The 20,004-nt window shown below is 53.0% G+C and carries 18 protein-coding genes; 16 read left to right on the forward strand and 2 right to left on the reverse strand.

Annotated elements, in window-relative coordinates; translation table 11 throughout:
• The first annotated feature begins 33 nt into the window (after positions 1-33).
• The 13 genes from leuB (at position 34) to FKN99_RS13715 (ending at position 14,580) form a co-directional block, all read left to right on the forward strand.
• The gene (gene leuB, locus FKN99_RS13655; RefSeq protein ID WP_172118399.1) at positions 34-1,113 is read left to right on the forward strand and encodes a 3-isopropylmalate dehydrogenase; all 1,080 of its coding nucleotides are present in this window, start codon (positions 34-36) and stop codon (positions 1,111-1,113) included.
• Between the two features lie 127 nt (positions 1,114-1,240).
• Positions 1,241-2,353: an aspartate-semialdehyde dehydrogenase gene (gene asd / locus FKN99_RS13660; protein WP_172118400.1), complete on the forward strand. Its 1,113-nt coding sequence runs from the start codon at positions 1,241-1,243 to the stop codon at positions 2,351-2,353.
• A gap of 223 nt (positions 2,354-2,576) precedes the next feature.
• Complete coding sequence (locus tag FKN99_RS13665; RefSeq protein ID WP_172118401.1) at positions 2,577-4,157, forward strand: type IV pilus assembly protein FimV; 1,581 nt, start codon at positions 2,577-2,579, stop codon at positions 4,155-4,157.
• A gap of 26 nt (positions 4,158-4,183) precedes the next feature.
• Entirely contained in the window at positions 4,184-5,131 is a 948-nt protein-coding gene (gene truA, locus FKN99_RS13670; RefSeq protein ID WP_172118402.1) for a tRNA pseudouridine(38-40) synthase TruA, read from the forward strand.
• Complete coding sequence (locus FKN99_RS13675) at positions 5,118-5,756, forward strand: phosphoribosylanthranilate isomerase (protein ID WP_172118403.1); 639 nt, start codon at positions 5,118-5,120, stop codon at positions 5,754-5,756. The genes truA and FKN99_RS13675 overlap by 14 nt, the downstream gene beginning before the upstream one ends.
• A 180-nt stretch (positions 5,757-5,936) precedes the next feature.
• Positions 5,937-7,124 (forward strand): tryptophan synthase subunit beta, encoded by a 1,188-nt coding sequence (trpB, locus tag FKN99_RS13680; RefSeq protein ID WP_172118474.1) that lies wholly within the window; start codon positions 5,937-5,939, stop codon positions 7,122-7,124.
• A 21-nt stretch (positions 7,125-7,145) separates the two neighbouring features.
• The gene (gene trpA / locus FKN99_RS13685; RefSeq protein ID WP_172118404.1) at positions 7,146-7,949 is read left to right on the forward strand and encodes a tryptophan synthase subunit alpha; all 804 of its coding nucleotides are present in this window, start codon (positions 7,146-7,148) and stop codon (positions 7,947-7,949) included.
• 92 nt (positions 7,950-8,041) lie between these two features.
• On the forward strand, positions 8,042-9,046 hold the full coding sequence (gene accD / locus FKN99_RS13690; protein WP_172118405.1) for an acetyl-CoA carboxylase, carboxyltransferase subunit beta: 1,005 nt from the start codon (positions 8,042-8,044) through the stop codon (positions 9,044-9,046).
• Positions 9,039-10,325, forward strand: coding sequence for a bifunctional tetrahydrofolate synthase/dihydrofolate synthase (folC, locus tag FKN99_RS13695; RefSeq protein ID WP_172118406.1), 1,287 nt, complete (start codon positions 9,039-9,041; stop codon positions 10,323-10,325). The genes accD and folC overlap by 8 nt, the downstream gene beginning before the upstream one ends.
• A 27-nt stretch (positions 10,326-10,352) precedes the next feature.
• Positions 10,353-11,105, forward strand: a complete 753-nt coding sequence (locus FKN99_RS13700; RefSeq protein WP_172118407.1) for an SPOR domain-containing protein — start codon at positions 10,353-10,355, stop codon at positions 11,103-11,105.
• Between the two features lie 3 nt (positions 11,106-11,108).
• On the forward strand, positions 11,109-11,681 hold the full coding sequence (locus FKN99_RS13705) for a CvpA family protein (protein WP_172118408.1): 573 nt from the start codon (positions 11,109-11,111) through the stop codon (positions 11,679-11,681).
• 131 nt (positions 11,682-11,812) lie between these two features.
• The gene (gene purF / locus FKN99_RS13710; protein WP_172118409.1) at positions 11,813-13,333 is read left to right on the forward strand and encodes an amidophosphoribosyltransferase; all 1,521 of its coding nucleotides are present in this window, start codon (positions 11,813-11,815) and stop codon (positions 13,331-13,333) included.
• Between the two features lie 41 nt (positions 13,334-13,374).
• Positions 13,375-14,580 (forward strand): O-succinylhomoserine sulfhydrylase, encoded by a 1,206-nt coding sequence (locus FKN99_RS13715; protein ID WP_172118410.1) that lies wholly within the window; start codon positions 13,375-13,377, stop codon positions 14,578-14,580.
• A 112-nt stretch (positions 14,581-14,692) separates the two neighbouring features.
• Here the strand turns inward: FKN99_RS13715 and FKN99_RS13720 are convergent, their stop codons facing one another.
• The gene (locus FKN99_RS13720; RefSeq protein ID WP_172118411.1) at positions 14,693-14,980 is read right to left on the reverse strand and encodes a hypothetical protein; all 288 of its coding nucleotides are present in this window, start codon (positions 14,978-14,980) and stop codon (positions 14,693-14,695) included.
• Between the two features lie 618 nt (positions 14,981-15,598).
• Here FKN99_RS13720 and FKN99_RS13725 point away from each other — a divergent pair.
• From FKN99_RS13725 to FKN99_RS13735, 3 genes are all read left to right on the forward strand, one after another.
• On the forward strand, positions 15,599-16,156 hold the full coding sequence (locus FKN99_RS13725) for a cytochrome b (RefSeq protein ID WP_172118412.1): 558 nt from the start codon (positions 15,599-15,601) through the stop codon (positions 16,154-16,156).
• A 161-nt stretch (positions 16,157-16,317) separates the two neighbouring features.
• Positions 16,318-16,902, forward strand: a complete 585-nt coding sequence (locus tag FKN99_RS13730; RefSeq protein WP_172118475.1) for a YceI family protein — start codon at positions 16,318-16,320, stop codon at positions 16,900-16,902.
• Positions 16,903-17,045: 143 nt separating this feature from the next.
• Positions 17,046-18,332 (forward strand): MATE family efflux transporter, encoded by a 1,287-nt coding sequence (locus FKN99_RS13735; protein WP_406565433.1) that lies wholly within the window; start codon positions 17,046-17,048, stop codon positions 18,330-18,332.
• A gap of 36 nt (positions 18,333-18,368) precedes the next feature.
• On the opposite strand, the gene FKN99_RS13740 is transcribed toward FKN99_RS13735, so the two are convergent.
• Positions 18,369-19,853 carry an NCS2 family permease gene (locus tag FKN99_RS13740; RefSeq protein ID WP_172118414.1) on the reverse strand — a complete coding sequence of 495 codons (1,485 nt, stop codon included), beginning with the start codon at positions 19,851-19,853 and terminating at the stop codon, positions 18,369-18,371.
• Positions 19,854-20,004 lie beyond the last annotated feature (151 nt).

Here is a 20,004-nt window from a genome sequence, read left to right on the forward strand (position 1 = left end):
TAAGCCGTGCTGACTCTCTATTAAGGATTTAACATGACCCATAAGGTGCTTCTATTACCCGGCGACGGTATTGGCCCAGAGATTGCTGCTCAAGCTGCGCGTTTGCTAAAAGCGTGCCAGGAAGCGGGTTTGGATATTGACGTTGAAGAAGCGCTGGTCGGCGGCTCGGCTTACGACGTGCATGGCGACCCACTGCCTGCTGAAACGCTTGAAAAAGCCAAGGCGGCCAGTGCGATTCTGCTCGCTGCGGTGGGTGGCCCCAAATGGGACAAAATCGAAGACCTTTCCAAGCGCCCTGAAAAAGGTTTGTTGGGCCTGCGCAAGAACCTGGGACTGTTTGGTAACCTGCGCCCGGCCATGCTTTACCCGCAACTGGCCAGCGCCTCCAGCCTGAAACCTGAATTGGTGGCAGGCCTGGATATCATGATTGTGCGTGAATTGACCGGCGGCATTTACTTCGGCCAGCCGCGGGGTATTGAGGAGCGTAACGGGGAGCGTGTGGGCTATAATACCTACATTTATTCCGAAAGTGAGATTGAGCGCATCGGCCGCGTCGCGTTTGAAATGGCCCAAAAGCGTGGCAAAAAACTCTGCTCGGTAGATAAGGCTAACGTGCTGGAAGTTACCATTTTGTGGCGTGAAGTGATGGAGCGTTTGGCACCAGAGTACCCGGACGTCGAGCTTTCGCATATGTACGTGGATAACGCCGCGATGCAGCTGGTACGTGCCCCGAAACAGTTTGATGTCGTTGTGACCGGCAATATGTTTGGCGATATTCTGTCTGACGCCGCCGCCATGCTTACCGGCTCCATCGGTATGCTGCCTTCGGCCTCGCTGAACGAAAGCGGCCAAGGCATGTATGAGCCTTGCCACGGAAGCGCGCCGGATATCGCTGGGCAAAACATTGCCAACCCGCTCGCCATGATGCTGTCGGTTGCCATGATGCTGCGCTACTCGCTCAATGAAACGGCCATGGCCGAGCGCATTGAAACCGCGGTGGGTAGCGTTCTGGATAACGGCCTGCGCACGGCGGATATCGCCGCAGAAGGAACTCGCCGTGTTTCGACGGTCGAAATGGGCGATGCGGTACTGGCGGCCTTTGCAAAAAGTTAAATGCGCTATAAAGCGTGCTAACTATTTGATATGAAAAGTGTGATGCCTCGGCCACTCAAAGAGTGGCCGACGTTATTTATAAGTTTTGTGTATAATATATGTCTCATTCTTTGCTGGAGGACTTCGCATGTTGAAAGTCGGTTTCGTAGGATGGCGTGGCATGGTGGGTTCTGTGCTGATGCAGCGCATGCAGGAAGATGGTGATTTTAACGGCATTGAGCCGGTCTTTTTCACCACCTCCCAAGTAGGCCAGCCTGGTCCCGACATCGGCGTAGACGTACCTGCGTTAAAAGACGCGTTTGCTCTTGAAGAATTGAAAGCGTTGGATGTTGTTATTACCTGCCAAGGCGGTGACTACACCAAGCAAGTTTATGGTGACCTGCGTAAAAATGGCTGGCAGGGTTACTGGATTGATGCCGCCAGCACGCTGCGCATGGAGGATGAAGCTACCATCGTGCTTGACCCGGTTAACCGTAAGGTCATTGATGCGCAGCTTGCCAAAGGTGCCAAGACCTTTGTCGGCGGTAACTGCACCGTTAGCCTCATGCTGATGGGCTTGGGCGGCCTGTTTGAAGCCGATATGGTTGAGTGGATGACCTCCATGACCTATCAGGCGGCTTCCGGTTCTGGCGCCAAGCACATGCGCGAACTGCTCAATCAAATGGGTCAACTGCGCGACAGCGTTAGTAGCGAACTGGCTGATCCCTCCAGCGCGATTTTGGAAATTGACCGCAAGGTAACGGCGGCCATGCGCGGTGGCGACTTCCTGACCGATAACTTCGGCGCACCGCTTGCCGGTAGCCTACTGCCGTGGATTGATACCAAGCTTGAGAGCGGCCAGAGCCGTGAAGAGTGGAAAGGCTTTGTTGAGACCAATAAAATTCTGGGTCTTGGTGATAATCCTGTGCCGATTGATGGTCTTTGCGTGCGTATTGGTGCCATGCGTTCTCACAGCCAAGCGTTCACCATCAAGCTGAAACATGATGTGCCGCTGGATGAGATTGAAGAGCGGATCGCTCAGCATAATGAGTGGGTCAAGCTGATCCCCAACGAGAAAGAGGCCACCATTGCAGGTTTAACGCCTGCCGCCGCTACTGGCACATTGGATATTCCGGTGGGGCGTTTGCGTAAGCTGAACATGGGCGGTGAATACCTTTCGGCATTTAGCGTTGGCGACCAACTGCTGTGGGGCGCTGCCGAGCCGCTTAAGCGCATGCTCAAAATTTTGCGCGAACAGTAAAACAACGCAGTACGTCAGCCAAAACCGGGGCGCTTTTAGCGCGCCGGTTTTTTTGTAAGTGTTTTAAATTAAATTAAGTAACCCGCCTCCATGCGTTACCTGCTTATTTGTGTTAATTATAATTTGCGTTCTGTGTTGGCATGTACCGCACTTGCTAGCGCGGCTTCCATAAAAAAACGGATTGGGTAACGTGGCGAAAAAATATTCAAATTATCGCGTTTTCTTGAAAACGATCACACTGCTGTTGATTGTTGGGGTGCCGTCTTTTGTGCAGGCAATTGAAGCCGGACCTGCCGAGGTGGAATCCTGGCTGGAAGCCCCGCTAAATGCCTCGTTACCGTTGCTTGACTCAAACGCCTACGCGCTAGACGAGCTAAGCGTACAGGTTGCTGATGAACCATCATTTGTCGCCTCTGGGCTTGAGTGGATGCCTTTGGCTCGTCAGGTGCATGCCGAGATTCAAGAGCAAGCGGGCAGCCGGCGCATTATTCTGCGCTCATCACAGGCGGTAACAACGCCCTGGTTGGATTTGCTACTGGTCATTGATTCGCCGGAGGGGCAGCAACAGCACGCGGTCACGTTGCTTTTTGACCCAGCTGACTACGCTAATTACCCATTGAACCAGGCGGAAGCTGATGGCGTCGTGTCAAGCTCAAGCTCAGGCTCGGAAACAGCGGAGCATCTTCCACGTACCGAGGTAAGGGTGCAAGAGGGTGATACGTTGTGGCGTATTGCCTCGCGTAGTAAACCTGAGCGCGCGAGCATTCAGCAGATGATGCTGGCACTGGTAGCGGTGAATCCTGAGTTCTTTCCCGAAGGCAATATTAATAGTTTGCGGACGGGCCAGGCACTGCGCTTGCCCGCAGAAGGGCAGGTGCAGCTACGTTCAGCCGATGAGGCGGCTCACGCTGTCCAGGTCATGGTGGCAGGCGAGCAGCGCGCCAATACAGCAGTGCCTCAGAGTATTCCAGTGGACGTTGAGGTTGAGGCGCCACCTGCGCCTGAGCTGGCTACTGCCCAGATAGAAGCCGAGCTGACTCGTACCATGGCCAGGTTTTCAGAGCAGCTGGAGCAAAGCCAGGCAAGCTTACTGGCGGCTAATGAAGAGCGTGAGCAGCTTCGTCTTGAACTCAGCGAACTGCGTCATAATCTCAGTCAATTCATCGAGAATAGCGTGTTGGTAGAAGCGTCTCCTCCGATGCCATTAATGGTTGAGGCGAATGCTGCGGCACAGCCAATCGCTGACGTACACGATGCGCCATCAAGTGGTGTTTTGCGTAGTATTGAGCGTTATCGATGGCCACTCATTGCCCTTGGGCTGGTACTGCTGTTGACGGGATTAATATGGCGCAGAAAGCGGCGCGAGGCTGAAGAGCCGGTTGCTCAAGCGCATTTGAGGAGCGCGTCGCTTGCCGAGCCTCAGGTGTTCAAACCATCGCCACCCGTTAGTAGTGACCTGCAAGCGTCTACACATAATATACCGTTATCTTCCGGGGCTCGTACAAGCAGTGCCGCATCAGACCATTTCAGCAGTTCCGCAAGTGACACGGTAATACCCGAGAGAGGTGATGCTTTTGGCGCTAGCTACGCTAAAAGTCAGGCAGCAGGTTTGGCAGGCCATGGCAGCCGACGGTATCCGCAAGAAGATGCGCTGTTATTAAAGGGCATGGACTTTAAGCGGGTTGAAGCGCCCGAGCTGACACCGTCTGAAACGCTGAAAAAAGTAAGCACGGCTCGCCCGATAGGCACAGAGTGGGAAATTGAAGAGGTAGCATTCAAGCCGCTGGGTCGGGATAATGGCTAACCTTTCAAACTTTGTGACGTGGCTTGATGACCCAGTTTTACCACTTTGATGAAACCCGGCCGCTGAAAGGCCGTTTGGCAATAGGCATTGAATATGATGGCACGCGTTTTTGCGGCTTTCAGCGTTTAAAGCATGCTGCTTCTGTTCAAGGCGCCGTAGAGGATGCTTTGGCAAAAGTGGCCGGTGCCCCCGTTCAGATACATGCCAGCGGACGTACGGACTCAGGCGTTCACGCCACGCGTCAAATAGCGCATTTTGACCCACCTACCGAGCGGACTGAGAAAGCCTGGATTTTTGGTGCCAACACCAACTTGCCGCGCGATGTAGCCGTGCGCTGGGTAAAGCCTGTCTCGGATGATTTTCATTCCCGGTTGGGCGCGCTTGGCAGGCGTTACCGTTATTTACTGCTCAATCAAATCAGTCGCCCTGTGCTTGAACGCACGAACGTAACGTGGTGCCGCGATCCTCTGGATGCAGATGCCATGCATCGCGCTGCGCAGGCTCTGATTGGCGAACATGACTTTTCAAGTTTTCGTGCTGCAGGCTGCCAATCCAAAACGCCATGGCGGCAAATGCATTTTGTCGAGGTGAAGCGGTTTGGCCCGCTGGTGGTCATTGATATTCAGGGCAATGCGTTTTTACATCACATGATTCGCAATATCGCTGGCGCCCTGGTTAGCGTAGGTCGTGGGACGCAGGACGAAGGTTATATTGAACGATTGCTGGCGCTAAGGAATCGTAAGAAAGGTGATGTAACCGCTCCCGCGTGTGGGCTGCATTTTGTTGATTCAATTTACGACGAGCGGTTTGATTTGCCCATGGAGCCGGTAGGACCTAACCTGCTCGCTTTTACCGGGGAGTGGACAGGCGAACGAGAACTGCCAGACACCCCCAGAATAGCGGCGCGGCGTAAACTGACATTTGCTAAAACAACGTCTGACCCCGCTCAGGAGGCGCTAGATGAAGACGCTTAGCCTCATGCGTACACGGGTCAAGTTCTGTGGGCTTACCCGCAGTGATGATATTAAAAGAGCCGTAATGCTGGGGGCAGATGCGCTGGGTTTTGTCATGTGGCCGAAAAGCGCGCGCAGCATTACGCTTGAGCAACTTGAAACGCTTTCGGGTGAAGTACCTGCTTTTGTTACCCGGGTAGGGTTGTTTGTTGATCAATCCGTTGACGTGATTCAGCAGTGCTTACCGTACCTGGACATGATTCAGTTCCACGGTGATGAGTCTCCTGCGTTTTGCGCACAGTTTGGACGTCCCTGGATTAAAGCGCTGCGAATGCGTGACGATATCGATTTATCTCAGGCAGCTGCTGACTATCATCAGGCACAGGCGCTGCTGTTGGACGCCTATCGGCCGGGCACACCAGGTGGCACAGGAGAGGTCTTTGATTGGTCGAGAATCCCCGCAAAACTGGCAAAACCTGTTATCCTCGCAGGCGGGTTAACGGTTGATAATATCGCCTCTGCCGTTCAACAAGTGGCGCCTTATGCCGTTGATGTGTCGGGTGGGATTGAAGCAGCGCATGGCCGTAAAGACGTTGAAAAAATGACACTGTTTATTCAGCAAGTCGCGTTAGCCGACGCTCGTTAAATACGCCGCGCAGTCTGTTTTTTATGACGCTGCGCTCTATGTCCGCTTATTCAATTGTTGCCTGTTCTGGCAATCTTGTGAGGTATCCCTGTGACTGTCTCAGCAACTGGTGGCGCTAATACCGTTCCTGGAACCGTTTCTGACACGGCTTCCAAGACCAGATTCAGCGACCTGACCCGAATGCCGGATGCCCGCGGTCATTTTGGCCCTTATGGCGGCCGGTTTGTATCCGAAACATTAAGCTACGCCCTGGAAGATCTTGAGAAAATTTACGTAAGCCTGCGTGATGATCCTGCTTTTCAGGCCGAGTTTGATAATGATCTTGTCCACTACGTAGGTCGCCCGTCGCCGCTTTATCATGCCAAGCGATGGTCCGAGACGCTCGGTGGTGCGCAAATATGGTTAAAGCGCGAAGATTTAAATCATACCGGCGCGCATAAGGTAAACAACACCATCGGCCAGGCACTGCTTGCCAAAAAAACCGGCAAACCACGGGTCATCGCTGAAACCGGTGCCGGGCAGCACGGCGTGGCGACGGCAACGGTTGCCGCGCGCCTGGGTCTTGAATGCGATGTGTATATGGGCGCTGAAGACGTGCAGCGCCAAAAGTTGAATGTCTATCGTATGCGTTTATTGGGCGCACGAGTGATTCCGGTAGAATCGGGCACGCGCACCCTTAAAGATGCCATGAATGAAGCGCTGCGCGACTGGGTAACGAACGTTGATAACACGTTTTACATTATCGGCACGGTAGCAGGGCCACATCCATACCCTGAGCTTGTGCGCGACTTTAATGCGGTAGTGGGGCGTGAAGCACGCCGCCAGTCGCTGGAACAAATCGGCCGCTTGCCGGATGCGCTGATCGCGTGTGTCGGTGGTGGGTCCAACGCGATTGGGCTATTTTATCCGTTTGTTGAAGACGATGCCGTCGCGATGTATGGGGTTGAGGCCGGAGGTGATGGTGTTGAGACGGGCCGCCATGCTGCACCGCTTTCATCGAATGCCCCGCGTGGTGTGCTTCACGGAAACCGTACTTACTTGATGTCTGATGAAGCGGGGCAGGTCGCCGATACACACTCCATTTCAGCCGGGCTTGATTATCCGGGCGTTGGCCCTGAGCACGCGCTTTGGAAAGACGTTGGTCGTGTTAGCTACGTCACCGCTAATGACAGCGCTGTGCTGGAAGCGTTTCGAGAACTGACACAGATGGAGGGTATAATGCCTGCCTTGGAGTCAGCCCACGCGCTGGCGCATGCCAAGGTGCTGGCGCCTACTATGCGCCCTGACCAGCATATCGTCGTTAATCTTTCAGGCCGTGGTGATAAAGATATTATGACCGTAGCCAACATTGACGGTATCGAATTTTAAGGCCCGCTTTTAAGGACAAGCATGAACCGTATCGATCAGCGCTTTTCTGAACTCAAGCAACAGGGTCGCAAGGCTCTGATACCTTATATTACGGCGGGCGACCCGGCGCCACAGTACACCGTTGGCTTTATGCATGCGCTGGTAGAAGCGGGTGCGGATGTCATTGAACTTGGTGTGCCGTTTTCTGATCCAATGGCGGACGGCCCGGTTATTCAAAAAGCCTGTGAACGCGCTTTAAAGCAGGGCACCCGCTTGGTCGACTTGCTGGATATGGTGGCTGAATTCCGTCAGGCCGATGCCACAACCCCGGTTGTGTTAATGGGGTATCTAAATCCTATTGAGCGTATTGGCTACGAGGCCTTCGCTGAGCAGGCTGAAAAAGTGGGCGTTGATGGTGTGCTAGTGGTCGATATGCCGCCTGAAGAGGCCGATGAATTGGGTCCGCTGTTAAAAGCGCATAATTTAGCAGCAATTTTCCTTGTGGCGCCTACCACTTCACCTACGCGAGCCGCTACAATATGCGCCCAGGGTGAGGGGTACCTTTACTACGTTTCGCTAAAAGGCGTTACTGGTGCGGCAACCTTAAATGCAAGTGACGTCGCTGAACGCCTGGCACCGCTACGTGAAATGACCGACCTGCCGCTATGTGTTGGTTTCGGTATCCGCGATGGCGTAACGGCTGCTGAAGTGGCTAACGTAGCGGATGGAGTGATTATCGGTAGTGCGTTAGTAAACCGTATTGCCGAAAATGTAGAAACGCCCGAAATTATCGCTGGTCAGCTTAGAAGCGTGCTAGCAGAGATGCGCACCGCAATGGACGCCTAACGCTGCCCCTCATCGTCTATACTGAAGTTGATTGACGACACTCATCAAGCTTGGCGCTGCCAGGCATGACGTAAAACGGAAGCCTTTTTGATATGAGCTGGTTAGACAAGATAGTGCCCTCCATGGGGCGTATCCAGCGTAAAGACCGTCGTGCCAGTGTGCCCGACGGCCTCTGGCGTAAATGTCCCAAGTGTGAAGCCGTTCTCTATCTTCCTGAGTTAGAGAAACACCATAGTGTTTGTCCGAAATGTGACCATCACTTACGGCTGACTGCGCGGAAACGCTTGGACTGGTTCCTGGATAAAGAAGGTCGTGAAGAAGTCGCGGCAGAGCTTGAACCTGTTGATCGCCTGAAATTCCGCGACTCTAAAAAGTACAAGGACCGCTTGGCGGCCGCGCAAAAGGACACCGGCGAGAAAGATGCGCTGATTGCTATGCGTGGTACGTTGGACGGTTTGCCGGTCATTGCGGTTGCTTTCGAGTTCACCTTTATGGGCGGGTCGATGGGGGCCGTAGTGGGTGAGAAGTTTGCCCGAGCGGCGACTATCGCGCTTGACGAAGGTGTTCCGCTGGTTTGCTTTGCGGCTTCCGGTGGTGCGCGCATGCAGGAAGCGCTTTTCTCACTGATGCAAATGGCCAAAACATCGGCGGCACTTGAGCGACTCAAGCAGGCCGGTGTGCCCTATATCTCGGTGCTTACCGATCCGGTGTTTGGGGGTGTATCCGCTTCGCTCGCCATGCTGGGCGACTTGAATATTGCTGAGCCCAATGCATTGATTGGTTTTGCTGGTCCGCGTGTTATTGAACAGACCGTCCGCGAAACGCTGCCAGAAGGTTTCCAGCGCAGCGAGTTCCTGTTGGAGCATGGTACGGTCGATATGATTGTACATCGCCAGGAAATGCGTACCCGTGTGGGCGGCGTTCTACGCAAGCTGACTCATCAGGAGGCGCTTTCGTTAGCCAGTGAATTGGCGGATGATGAAGCCATCGCTGAGCCAGTGGTTGATGAAGCACACATCGCCGATACTGACGTAACGGTTGACGAGACAGGTCCGGATTCTATTGACAAGAGCCATGAACCACACCGCAATGCCTAAGTCGTTAGCAGAGTGGCTTCAGCATCTGGAAACCCTGCACCCTGTCGGGATTGATTTAGGCCTGGAGCGTGTGTCACGTGTTGCTGAGCGTATGGGGCTATTTAAACGCCCCATTGCCAATTGCGTTGTCATTGTGGCGGGCACCAATGGTAAAGGCTCGACGGTTGCCATGGTTGACGCGGTGGCTCGCGCACATGGTTGGCATGTGGGTACGTACTCCTCGCCTCATCTATTGCGTTACAACGAGCGGGTGCGTATCAACGGCCAAGAAGCTAACGATGCGTGCCTGGTCGAGGGGTTTGAACGTGTCGAACAGGCTCGCCAGGAAGCACCGGAAATTAGCCTGACCTATTTTGAAGCGGGTACATTGTGCGCGCTCTGGTGTTTGGCTCAAGCTGAACTGGATCTTGCGGTACTTGAGGTGGGCTTGGGCGGTCGCTTGGATGCCGTCAATATCATTAATGCGGATGTTGCGGTCGTCACTACGATAGCCCAAGACCATGCGAGCTTTTTGGGAACCGATATTTCGCAAATCGGCCTTGAGAAAGCGGGTATATTTCGCCCATTGCGGCCAGCGGTATTGGGCAGTGAGTCACTTCCCTGTAGCGTGGCCGATGCGGCTATTGCCTTGGCGGCGCCGGTTTACCGGTTAGGATTAGCGTTTAACCACAGTGCCGAGGAAAGCAGCCATTTACCCTGGTGCTGGAGTGGGTTGACGGCAACGGGGGAGACGCTTTCTCTGGATGCGCTGCCTGATCCTGGTCTGCCTGTCGATAATGCCGCAACTGCACTACAAGCGCTGGCGCTTACGGGGCTGACGCTAACGCTAAAAGCCACGCAAAATGCATTAGCCAGTGTTAATCTGCCAGGCCGGATGCAGTGGATAGGGCAGTGGTGCCTGGATGTGGGGCATAATCCTCATGCGGCGACCTATGTTGCTCGCCATTTGCCAGTACCGCCTGATACAGGACGGCAGTGGGCAGTGATAGGTATGCTCAATGATAAAGACGTTGATGGTGTTATTGCGGCGTTAGCACCGCGTATTACTGACTGGGTCTGTGTAACGCTTGATGGCGAGCGCGGCCACACGGCCAATGAACTCGCTGAGCGTATTAAAGCCCATGGTGGCTGTGTGCGGCTTTGTGCAGACTCGCCTGAAGCCGGTGTTGATGCCATGGCTGAGATGCTCACTGACAAGGATCGCATTTTGGTAACGGGTTCCTTTTTTACCGTCGCCGCTCTGTTAGCTCGATCACTGCCACAAGCCAGCCGTTCTTAAGGCGTAGTCCCGCTAGAGGGAGATGATATGAAATATGGTAAAACAGAGCGCATTAGCGGTGTTGTGATTCTGCTTGCGCTACTCGCAATCGTTGTCCCTTGGCTGATGAGTGACCCGGCGCCGCGTGAGGAGCGACAGCAACCAACGTTCATTATTGAACAGCCCATAGAAACGGCGCGCCATGATGTAGACGCTCCCCAAATGCCCTCTACCATTAACCCTCAGCCATCTTCAAATGTGGCAAGCAATGATGGGGTTAATGCACCGATAGATGCATCTCCGAGATTACCTGATACTTCTCAAATTGATGCGCCCAGTGGAACGGAAACCGTCGCACAAGCGCCTACGTCATCTTCAAACACTGACGCTCCCCAAAATGACCCCATTGCCGACCTGGTAGCCTCGAATAGCACGTCGACATCCAGCAGCCAAAGCGCTGCAGGTTCTTCAAGTGCTAATTCTTCAAGTACAGGTTCTTCAAGTACAGGCTCTTCTAGTTCAGGTTCATCAGGGGCGGGTTCATCGAGTGCTGGACCAGCGTCTACACAGCAAGGTGGGTGGGCGGTTCAGGTGGGTAGTTTTGGCGATGCCGCGAATGCTCAGCGACTAGGTAGCCAGCTTACAGGCGAAGGATTTAGTGTTTTCCAACGCCAGCGCGACAATAACTTGACCACAGTGCTCGTGGGGCCTTACGCATCATCAGAGGATGGCGAAGCGGCGATGGCCTTAATTAAACAGCGCGCAAACGTGCAAGGTCTGTTAGTGCGAGTAAGAGATTAAACGATGGCGCTAACGTGGATTGATGCTGTATTTCTTGCCGTGCTGGCGCTTTCGATGCTGGCCGGCTTTGTCCGTGGTTTTGTTAGAGAAGCGTTAGGGCTTGGGGCATGGGTGGTTGCGTTAATGGTCGCCCGCGTTTTGGCAGAGCCAGTCGCTGAGTTAATGAGCGGGTTTATCGAAAGTTTTGACGCTCGACTTGTATTGGCCTTTGCACTGGTTATTTTCGCGGTGATCTTGCTTTGCGGCATTGTTATTCGCTTGGTGCATGCGGCCATTGTATGGGTAGGCATGGGGCTTTTGAACCGTTTTGCGGGAGCTGTGTTTGGTATCGCGCGTGGCACGATCATCTTGCTGGTGGCCACGGTCGTTATTACGCTCACGCCGCTTGCCGAGCTTCAGGCATGGCAGCAAGCCTCGTTACGGCCCACCTTTATCGAGTTGCGCGATTGGGCGGTTAGCCAGTTGGATCAGTGGGAGCGTGAGCTGCCAGAAGCGCCCGCCTCTTTACGCGATATATCACTGCCTGAGATTCGCCCGCATGGCAGTTTTGCGCCGCAGCCCATGGATAGTCAATAACGCCTAACAGCGTATTTTGCGCTTGCCTAACCGCTTGACGGGTACCGGTTAAACGCAAACGTATTAAAATGAGTTTTAAGAACGTACGGGCTTGTTTTGGCAAGCCATGGCACTAAAGCGAGGTAACTTGAATGTGCGGTATAGTGGGCCTTCTGGCCAAGCAGGCGGTAAATCAGGGAATCTACGATGCCCTGACCGTACTTCAGCATCGCGGCCAGGACGCTGCCGGTATGATGACCTGGAGCGAGGGACGCTTCTTACTGCGCAAGAGCAATGGGCTAGTGCGCGACGTCTTCCACACTCGCCATATGGCTCGCCTTAAGGGCAACCTGGGCATTGGTCACGTACGTTATCCTACCGCTGGTTCATCCAGCGAAGCGGAATCTCAGCCGTTTTATGTCAACTCGCCTTACGGTATTGCGTTGGCCCATAACGGTAACCTGACCAACTCTGAACAGTTGAAGCAGGAGCTTTTCTCAACCGATTTACGGCATATCAATACCAGCTCCGACTCTGAAGTGTTGCTTAACGTGTTTGCCCATGAGCTGGGTAAGCAAGGCCTGCATCTGGAAGCGGAAGATATTTTTGATGCGGTACGTAGAGTGCACCGGCGCTGCAAAGGCGGCTACGCGGCGGTCGCGATCATTAACGGTTTTGGTATGGTGGCATTTCGTGATCCTCACGGCATTCGTCCAGTGGTGTTTGGTACTCGCCAAACGGACGAAGGGCAGGATGTCATGATTGCGTCTGAGTCGGTCGCGCTAGACGTGGGCGGCTTTGAGCTTGAGCGTGACCTGTCACCCGGCGAAGCGATATTTGTGGATATGCAGGGCCAGTGTCATACGCAAGTATGTGCTGACCGCCCGGAACTGCGCTCGTGTATTTTCGAGCATGTATATCTGGCACGCCCTGACTCCATTCTGGACGGTGCCTACGTCTATGGCACGCGCATGCAAATGGGGCGCAAGCTGGGCGACCGAATTCTGAACGAATGGCCTGATCACGATATTGATGTTGTGATCCCCATTCCGGATACGTCCCGTACCTCCGCGCTGGAAATGGCCCAGCACCTTGGGGTGACGTATCGCGAAGGCTTTATGAAGAACCGCTATATTGGCCGTACGTTTATCATGCCTGGCCAAACGCAGCGTAAGAAATCGGTACGCCAAAAACTCAACGCCATCGACATTGAGTTCAAAGGCAAGAACGTGCTGCTGGTGGATGACTCGATTGTACGTGGCACGACCTGTAAGCAGATTATTCAGATGGCCCGAGATGCGGGTGCACGTAAGGTTTACTTTGCTTCCGCCGCGCCGCCTGTGCGCTACCCTAATGTGTACGGTATCGACATGCCTGCGGCGGTGGAGTTAATCGCCCATGGCCGCACTGAAGATGAAGTAGGCGAGCTGATTGGTGCTGACCGAATTTTCTACCAGGATCTGGAAGACCTGAAAGATGCCTGTCGTGAAGTAAACCCGGAAATGGAAGCCTTCGACTGCTCGGTCTTTGATGGCAAGTATGTCACGGGGGATATCGATGAAGCGTATCTGGCTGTGCTTGAAGCCAGCCGGAACGATGCCGCGAAAGATCAAAGTGCGGGTGATCATGCGTTGGTCGATATGCACAATCAGGATGATGACCTCGACGACTAACGACAGGTCACTGATGCTTACTGAAAATAAGGGGTACGTCCATGCACAATGACAGCCAACAGGATGAGTGGTCGTTAGAGACGCTGGCGATCCGTGCAGGCCATCATCGCACCTTCGAGCAAGAGCATGCGGAGCCTATTTTTCCGACCTCTAGCTTTGTCTATGAAAGCGCTGCGGAAGCAGCGCGTAAGTTTGGTGGGCAAGAGCCTGGTAACGTTTATTCGCGTTTTACGAACCCCACTGTACATACTTTCGAGCGCCGCTTGGCAGCACTTGAAGGTGGGGAACGCTGTGTGGCAACGAGCTCGGGTATGTCGGCCATTTTATCGACGGCGCTTGCGTTATTGTCTGCCGGCGATGAAATCGTGGCATCGCGTTCGCTCTTTGGCTCGACCGTCAGCCTGTTCGATAAATACCTCGGCAAGTTTGGCATCACCACCCGCTACGTTGAACTCTCTAATGTAGAAGCGTGGGAAGCGGCTATTACGCCCAAAACGCGGCTCCTGTTTGCAGAAACGCCCTCAAACCCGCTTTCCGAGATTGCCGATATCCCGGCGCTTGCTGCCATAGCAAAACGTAATAATGCCCTTTTGGCCATTGATAACTGCTTTTTGACACCTGCGCTGCAGCAGCCTCTTGCGTTGGGTGCCGACCTCGTCATCCACTCCGCGACCAAGTACCTGGACGGTCAAGGGCGGGCCATCGGTGGTGCTGTCGTGGGTAAGCATGATGCACTGGAAGAAGTCTTCGGTGTGGTTCGTACCTGCGGCCCTTGTCTCAGTCCCTTTAATGCCTGGATATTTACCAAAGGGCTAGAAACACTCTCACTACGAATGAAAGCTCATTGTGAAAATGCGCTCACGCTGGCGCGCTGGCTGGAACAACATCCTGCAGTAAGCAACGTGCATTACAGCGGTTTGGAAGCGCATCCGCAGCATATGCTTGCCAAGCAGCAACAGAAGGGCTTTGGCGCTGTGCTTGGGTTTGAGGTTGTTAATGGGCAGGAGGGCGCTTGGCAGGTGATTGATGCGACTCGTCTATTATCCATCACCGGTAACCTGGGGGATGTAAAAACGACGATCACTCATCCCGCGACGACCACGCATGGACGCTTATCCGATGCGCAAAAAGAGGCAGCGAGCATTGTTCCTGGGTTGATTCGTGTGGCGGTGGGACTGGAAAGCCAGCAGGACATTCAGCGTGATTTAGCGCGTGGCCTCGATGCGCTAGCAGCGGAACAAGGCTGACAATATAAGCTCTGTTTTATCGTTAGGCTTGCTTTATTGGCATAAAAAACCCCACGTGCGTGGGGTTTTTTGCGACAGATCTGCTTTCTAGAAGCTGTCAGTATTGCCTGCCTTACGAGTTAAGGCTGTGCAGGTCATTACCTTTAATTGTCCGGTCTGCTACTGTTTGCTGGCTTTCGTCGAAAGAGGCATCAAGTACCTTGTTTTGAGCCTGGCCGCCATTGATCGCAGGTAAGTCCGATGGGGACATAGTGAGGTCTTCCTGGCTGTAATGGGCAGTCGATGTTGGAATCATCACGGTGTTCAGTTTCTCTGAACCACGCTCAGCCAGTGCAGCTGCTGAAAAGGTAGTGGCAGATAAAGCGACGGCAATAGCGGCGACAGTAGTAAATTTTTTCATGATATAAACCTCATTAGTGTGTGGTTGTTCTCCCATGCATGGTGTGCTTTTTGCCAAGTCACTCGAGAACATGACGATATTGTAAGCCTGCAAACTAGATAATAAAATTGATTAAAAGTACGCGAAACATTCTAAAAAATTGAATTAATTTCAATAACATTACCGGGAGTGTTTTTTTCTTGTTTTTTTCAATGCTCCTTGCCTCTGTTTTTTAAATTCTCCATACCTATCAGTAGGAACCGCTTACTGGTTGCTGATTGTGCGGTCCATGAAAGCTGTTAGCATGTTAATCAATGGTTTTTACGAATGCTGTATTCTGCTTTTTTCAGCAGTCTTTTAAAGCGCCAGCCAGTATGCTCCTGATATTCATAGCGGTAGCCGAGAAAGAGCCGCTTTTTCGGCGGCTTGAGAAACCGCAGGTCGTTTTGATATTTGATGATAGTATTCAGCTGAGTGCTTTGATGGGGGCTCCGCTGAGATTAACGGGCGCTTTCGCACTGTCTTGACTTCATAAGAGCAGGCCTGCGATAGCCAAGAGCGAAATGCCAACACTTGGGCATGCTTGACAGAAAGGCGAGTCAGCATAGCGTTTGTTTGGTAGTAACGAGGAAGAAAATAATGTGGCGGAACACGCAGCACACTTGGGGTCTCGTGAGTATTCTGTTTCATTGGCTTAGCGCCATAGCAATTATTGGCCTGTTTATATTGGGCTGGTGGATGACGGGGCTTGGCTACTACGATAGCTGGTACAATCAGGGGCCATGGGTGCATCGCTCGATTGGCATGCTACTGTTGATAGCCACGGTTGCACGCATAGCGTGGCGCTTACTGCAGCCGACGCCGGAAGGTGAAGGCAGCCGCTTCGAAGTCCTGGCAGCCCATCTGGGCCATATCGCGCTCTACATCGTTTTGCTTCTTGTCATGCTTAGCGGCTATATGATTTCTACGGCTAATGGCCGGGGTATTAGCGTTTTCGGTTGGTTTGATGTGCCTGCATTACTGCATGGCCTTCCTAATCAAGCCAGCATCGCTGGTGATATTCATTGGTACAGCGCATTAGCATTGGTAGTTTTGGCTGCAGGACATGCGTTAGCTGCATTTAAACATCACTGGATTGATCGACACGCTACACTGGTGCGTATGGTTAATCCGGTGCGCCGATCTGAGCATTTATAAGCAATAAATGCTAATACATAAGTGCTAATTAAAAAGTACTGGTTAAAACGTGCGTCGAGCTTGGTGAGCAAGCTCGTAAATACTGACTGGAATCGCGTTTTCGAGCATGGAGTAAATAAAAATTCTCTGTGTCTATTAAGGAAAGAGAGGAGATAACCATGATGTTGAAGAAAAGTGTCGTTGCATCTGCTATTGCCGCGGCTGCATTAGTGCCATTAAGCCAGGCTCAGGCAGCTGATTATAACGTTGACACCGAAGGCCAGCACGCTTTCGTACAGTTTAAAATTAACCATCTTGGCATGTCTTATATTCTGGGTAGTTTTGAAGAATTTGATGGCCAGCTCTCTTACGATGAAGATGATGTAGACGCTTCTGCTGTTGAGTTCGAGGTTCAGGTGAATAGCTTGAACTCTAACCACGCTGAGCGTGACCGTCACATTCTGAGCAGTGATTTCCTGAATGCAAGCGAATATCCAACCGCTTCATTTGTCTCGACCGGCTTTGAATCAACAGGCGACAACGAAGGTGTTGTGACGGGTGATTTAACGTTACACGGCGAGACGCAAGAAATTGAAATGCCCGTGACGTTAATCGGTCAAGGTGAGGACCCATGGGGTAATTACCGTGCCGGTTTTGAAGGCAGCACAATGCTTAACTTGGGCGATTTTGGCATCGATATGAGCGACTTCCCCGAGCCCATGCACGAGCTAGAGCTTTATGTGACGTTTGAAGGTATCCGTCAGTAAGTTATCCGTGTTAAAAAGCGCCACCGCCCCAAGGGGCGGTGGCGCTTTTGGTTATAAACATTGCAAATTAAGGAGTTACCGGTTTGAGCACTATATTGAGTCAGCGCAAGTTGGCAATAACTCTATGGCGCCAAACCTGGCCGATGGCCATCGGGGTACTGGCGTTATTGGGTTTTCAACTTGTTGATAGTGCTTTTGTCGCTCGCCTTGGCACTGCTCCTTTGGCAGCGCAATCGTTCACCTTCCCACTCTCTTTCTTAATTATTGGGATCCAAGTGGGTATGGGCATTGCCATTGCAGCGCTTATTTCGCGGGCCTTGGGAGCTGATGAGCATGCGAGAGCAAAGCGCTTAACCAGCCTGGTACTGCTTGCTGGGGGGGCCGTGATTGGTGTGCTGGGTATAGGCTTATGGCTTTTCCATGAGCCTGTTTTTCGTCTGTTAGGCGCAGATAACACGGCACTTTCTTACATCCGTATTTATTGGGGGCCGCAACTTTTTTCAGCATGGCTGGGTGCGGTGCTTTATTTTATCTATAGCGTATTTCGTGCCCACGGCAATACCAAGCTACCGGGTAAAATGATGGTGCTTAGTAGTGTAGCCAACCTGGTGCTCGATCCACTGCTGATCTTTGGTGTTGGCTCCTGGGAGGGCTTGGGGTTGCCAGGGGCTGCCTGGGCAACGTGTATCGCATTCGCTTTGGGGTTAGTGATTACGTGCCAGGCGCTGATACGTAAGCAATGGGTGTCTAACGTTGGACTCTTGGATGAGGCCAAACACTCCTGGCGCCCTTATGTAGGCATTGCCGCTCCCGCGATGGTGAGCCAATTGATGCCACCTCTTGCCAGCATGTTAACCATTGCCGTTGTCGCTGGGCTTGGCGATACCCAAGTAGCAGCGTGGGGGCTGGCAAGCCGCCTGGAAACGCTTTCGCTGATGGTCATACTGGCGATGACCATGTCACTTCCGCCTTGGTTGGGACGCTGTTATGGGGCTGGGGATTGGGGGCAAATTCAGCAGTTAATACGCTTGGCGCTTAAAGTGGCTGTTATATGGCAGCTGGGTCTTGGCGTGATACTTGCCTTGGGTGCGCCTTGGCTCGCGATGGTTCTGGCGGGAACGCCTAATGTGCAAAGCGAGCTGACACTACTGATTCGCTTCTTGCTGCCAAGTTATGCTGCGCTAGGGGTATGTATGTTGGTGGTATCGGCGGGAAATGCGTTGGGCTGGCCGCTGCGCGCCATGCTGCTTTCCAGTGCGCGCCTCTTTGTCTGCTACTTGCCTTGCCTGTGGGTAGGCTCTCTGCTCTTTGGCTGGTGGGGCTTGGCGGCAGGGGCAGCGATAGGAAATTTGTTATCGGGTTTAACTGCGTGGGTCGTATTGGTACGTATATTATCCCGCCCGCAACGGCAGGCGGGATACAACGCCTAAAGTAATTAATAAATGGGGTAATTAACACATAGTCAATTAACGCTTGTGTGGCGCTTGCTGGAATGAGAAATAGGCAAATAGCAGCGCCATTGCCAAGTAGCCGAGCACAAATTGTGGCGCGGCGTTCAATGCAAGTTGAGGCGCGTGCATTAAACCGACAAATGAAAAGCCTGCTGCAATCAAGGCAAATACGGCAGCGCGCCGAAACTGATGATCAATCACCGACACCGTCATGGCGCCCAACAAAATAGCCATAAACATGGCGCCTTGGCCCATTACCACAATGGCACTGGAAATATCGCTCACCACTTCGCCTGCGCCACGGCTAAAGCGCGTCATTATATAGTTAGCAAAGTAGGGCAGCATGGCGAGTGCGACGGCGGGATAATAGCGCGTATCGTTGGCCTGGAATGCCGTGGCAATCATCGACATGCCCACAAAGACTAATATGGGCGCTACCACGGAGACGGGAATAATGGCTGCCAGGGCGGCAATTAATCCTGTCATGGTGGCCAGCGCATAAACAGCACCGTTCAATAAGCTGTAACCGCGCCCGGCGCCCATCCACTTTGCGCCTACCGTGGCGATATACACGGTAGTAGGAAAAACGCCGCCAAACAGTGCGCCGATCATGGTACCTACGCCGTCAACCGCCTGACATTCGCGGACGTCGTATTTGTCGCCAGCTGCCTCCATCGCTTCAACATTGTTCATGGTCTCAATGGCGTTATAAAGCGTAATAGGAAGAACAACGGTTAGAACAGCGAGCATACCGGTGAATAGTAAGCCTAAACCTTCAAACCAGGCCAAATTGGGAAGCAGCGGGTAAAAGCCCAGGTGCGTAAATGCATCGCTGAAGCGCTCACTGCCGGCATCGCCAATCAAGTAAGCCATCGCCGTGCCGACAATAATCGCGAACAGCGAGGTAGGTAGCTTAAAGGGCATGCTGACCCGGGCTACCAGGCCAACGATAATAATAGCCAGCACGAGAAGGCCAATAATCGGTACTTCCAGTGTTTTAAACAGCATCTCACCGGCAATAAACGTGAGTGCTACCCCCGCGACAGCCCCCAGCATGGCAGCCCGTGGCAGATGATACTGCACCCATCGGCCAATCAGGCTAATCGCCGCTTCAATAGCGCCACTAATAAAGCAGGCAGCCACCGCAACCTTCCAGGCCAACTCGGTATCACCGGTCAGTTGCTTGGCGGGTAACAGTACGCCAAATAAAAATACAAACATAACCGGAGTAGAAATGCCGTATGAAAGGGCGGTAACGTCGGTACGGTTCTCTTTCCTGGCTAAGCGTGCAGCGCTCCAGGCGTAATAGAAATTGCCGACCATAACGGCAACGGCCGCTCCTGGCAGCACCTGACCATAGACGATCGAGGCAGGGAAGCCCATGCCCAGCATGGTAATCGCGATAACGATAAAGTTGGCGATATTATTTTGGAAGAGAGCAAAGAAGGCATCGGTGTCTTCTTTTTTATACCAAGGGTAGTGTGTGCTGGCTGCCGCCATGGAAAGCCTCGTTAATAAAAGAGTTTAACAGTGCAAACCGTTAGGCAGATAGACCCAGGTGGGGTTGACTGATCGGTCAGGTTGGCGCTGAACAGGACGCCGCACGGGCGGCCTTGGCTCTGGCGGCAAGCGCGCAATTGTACACAACAAT

The organism is Halomonas hibernica, from assembly GCF_013183775.1.
Classification (GTDB): Bacteria; Pseudomonadota; Gammaproteobacteria; order Pseudomonadales; family Halomonadaceae; genus Vreelandella; species Vreelandella citrativorans.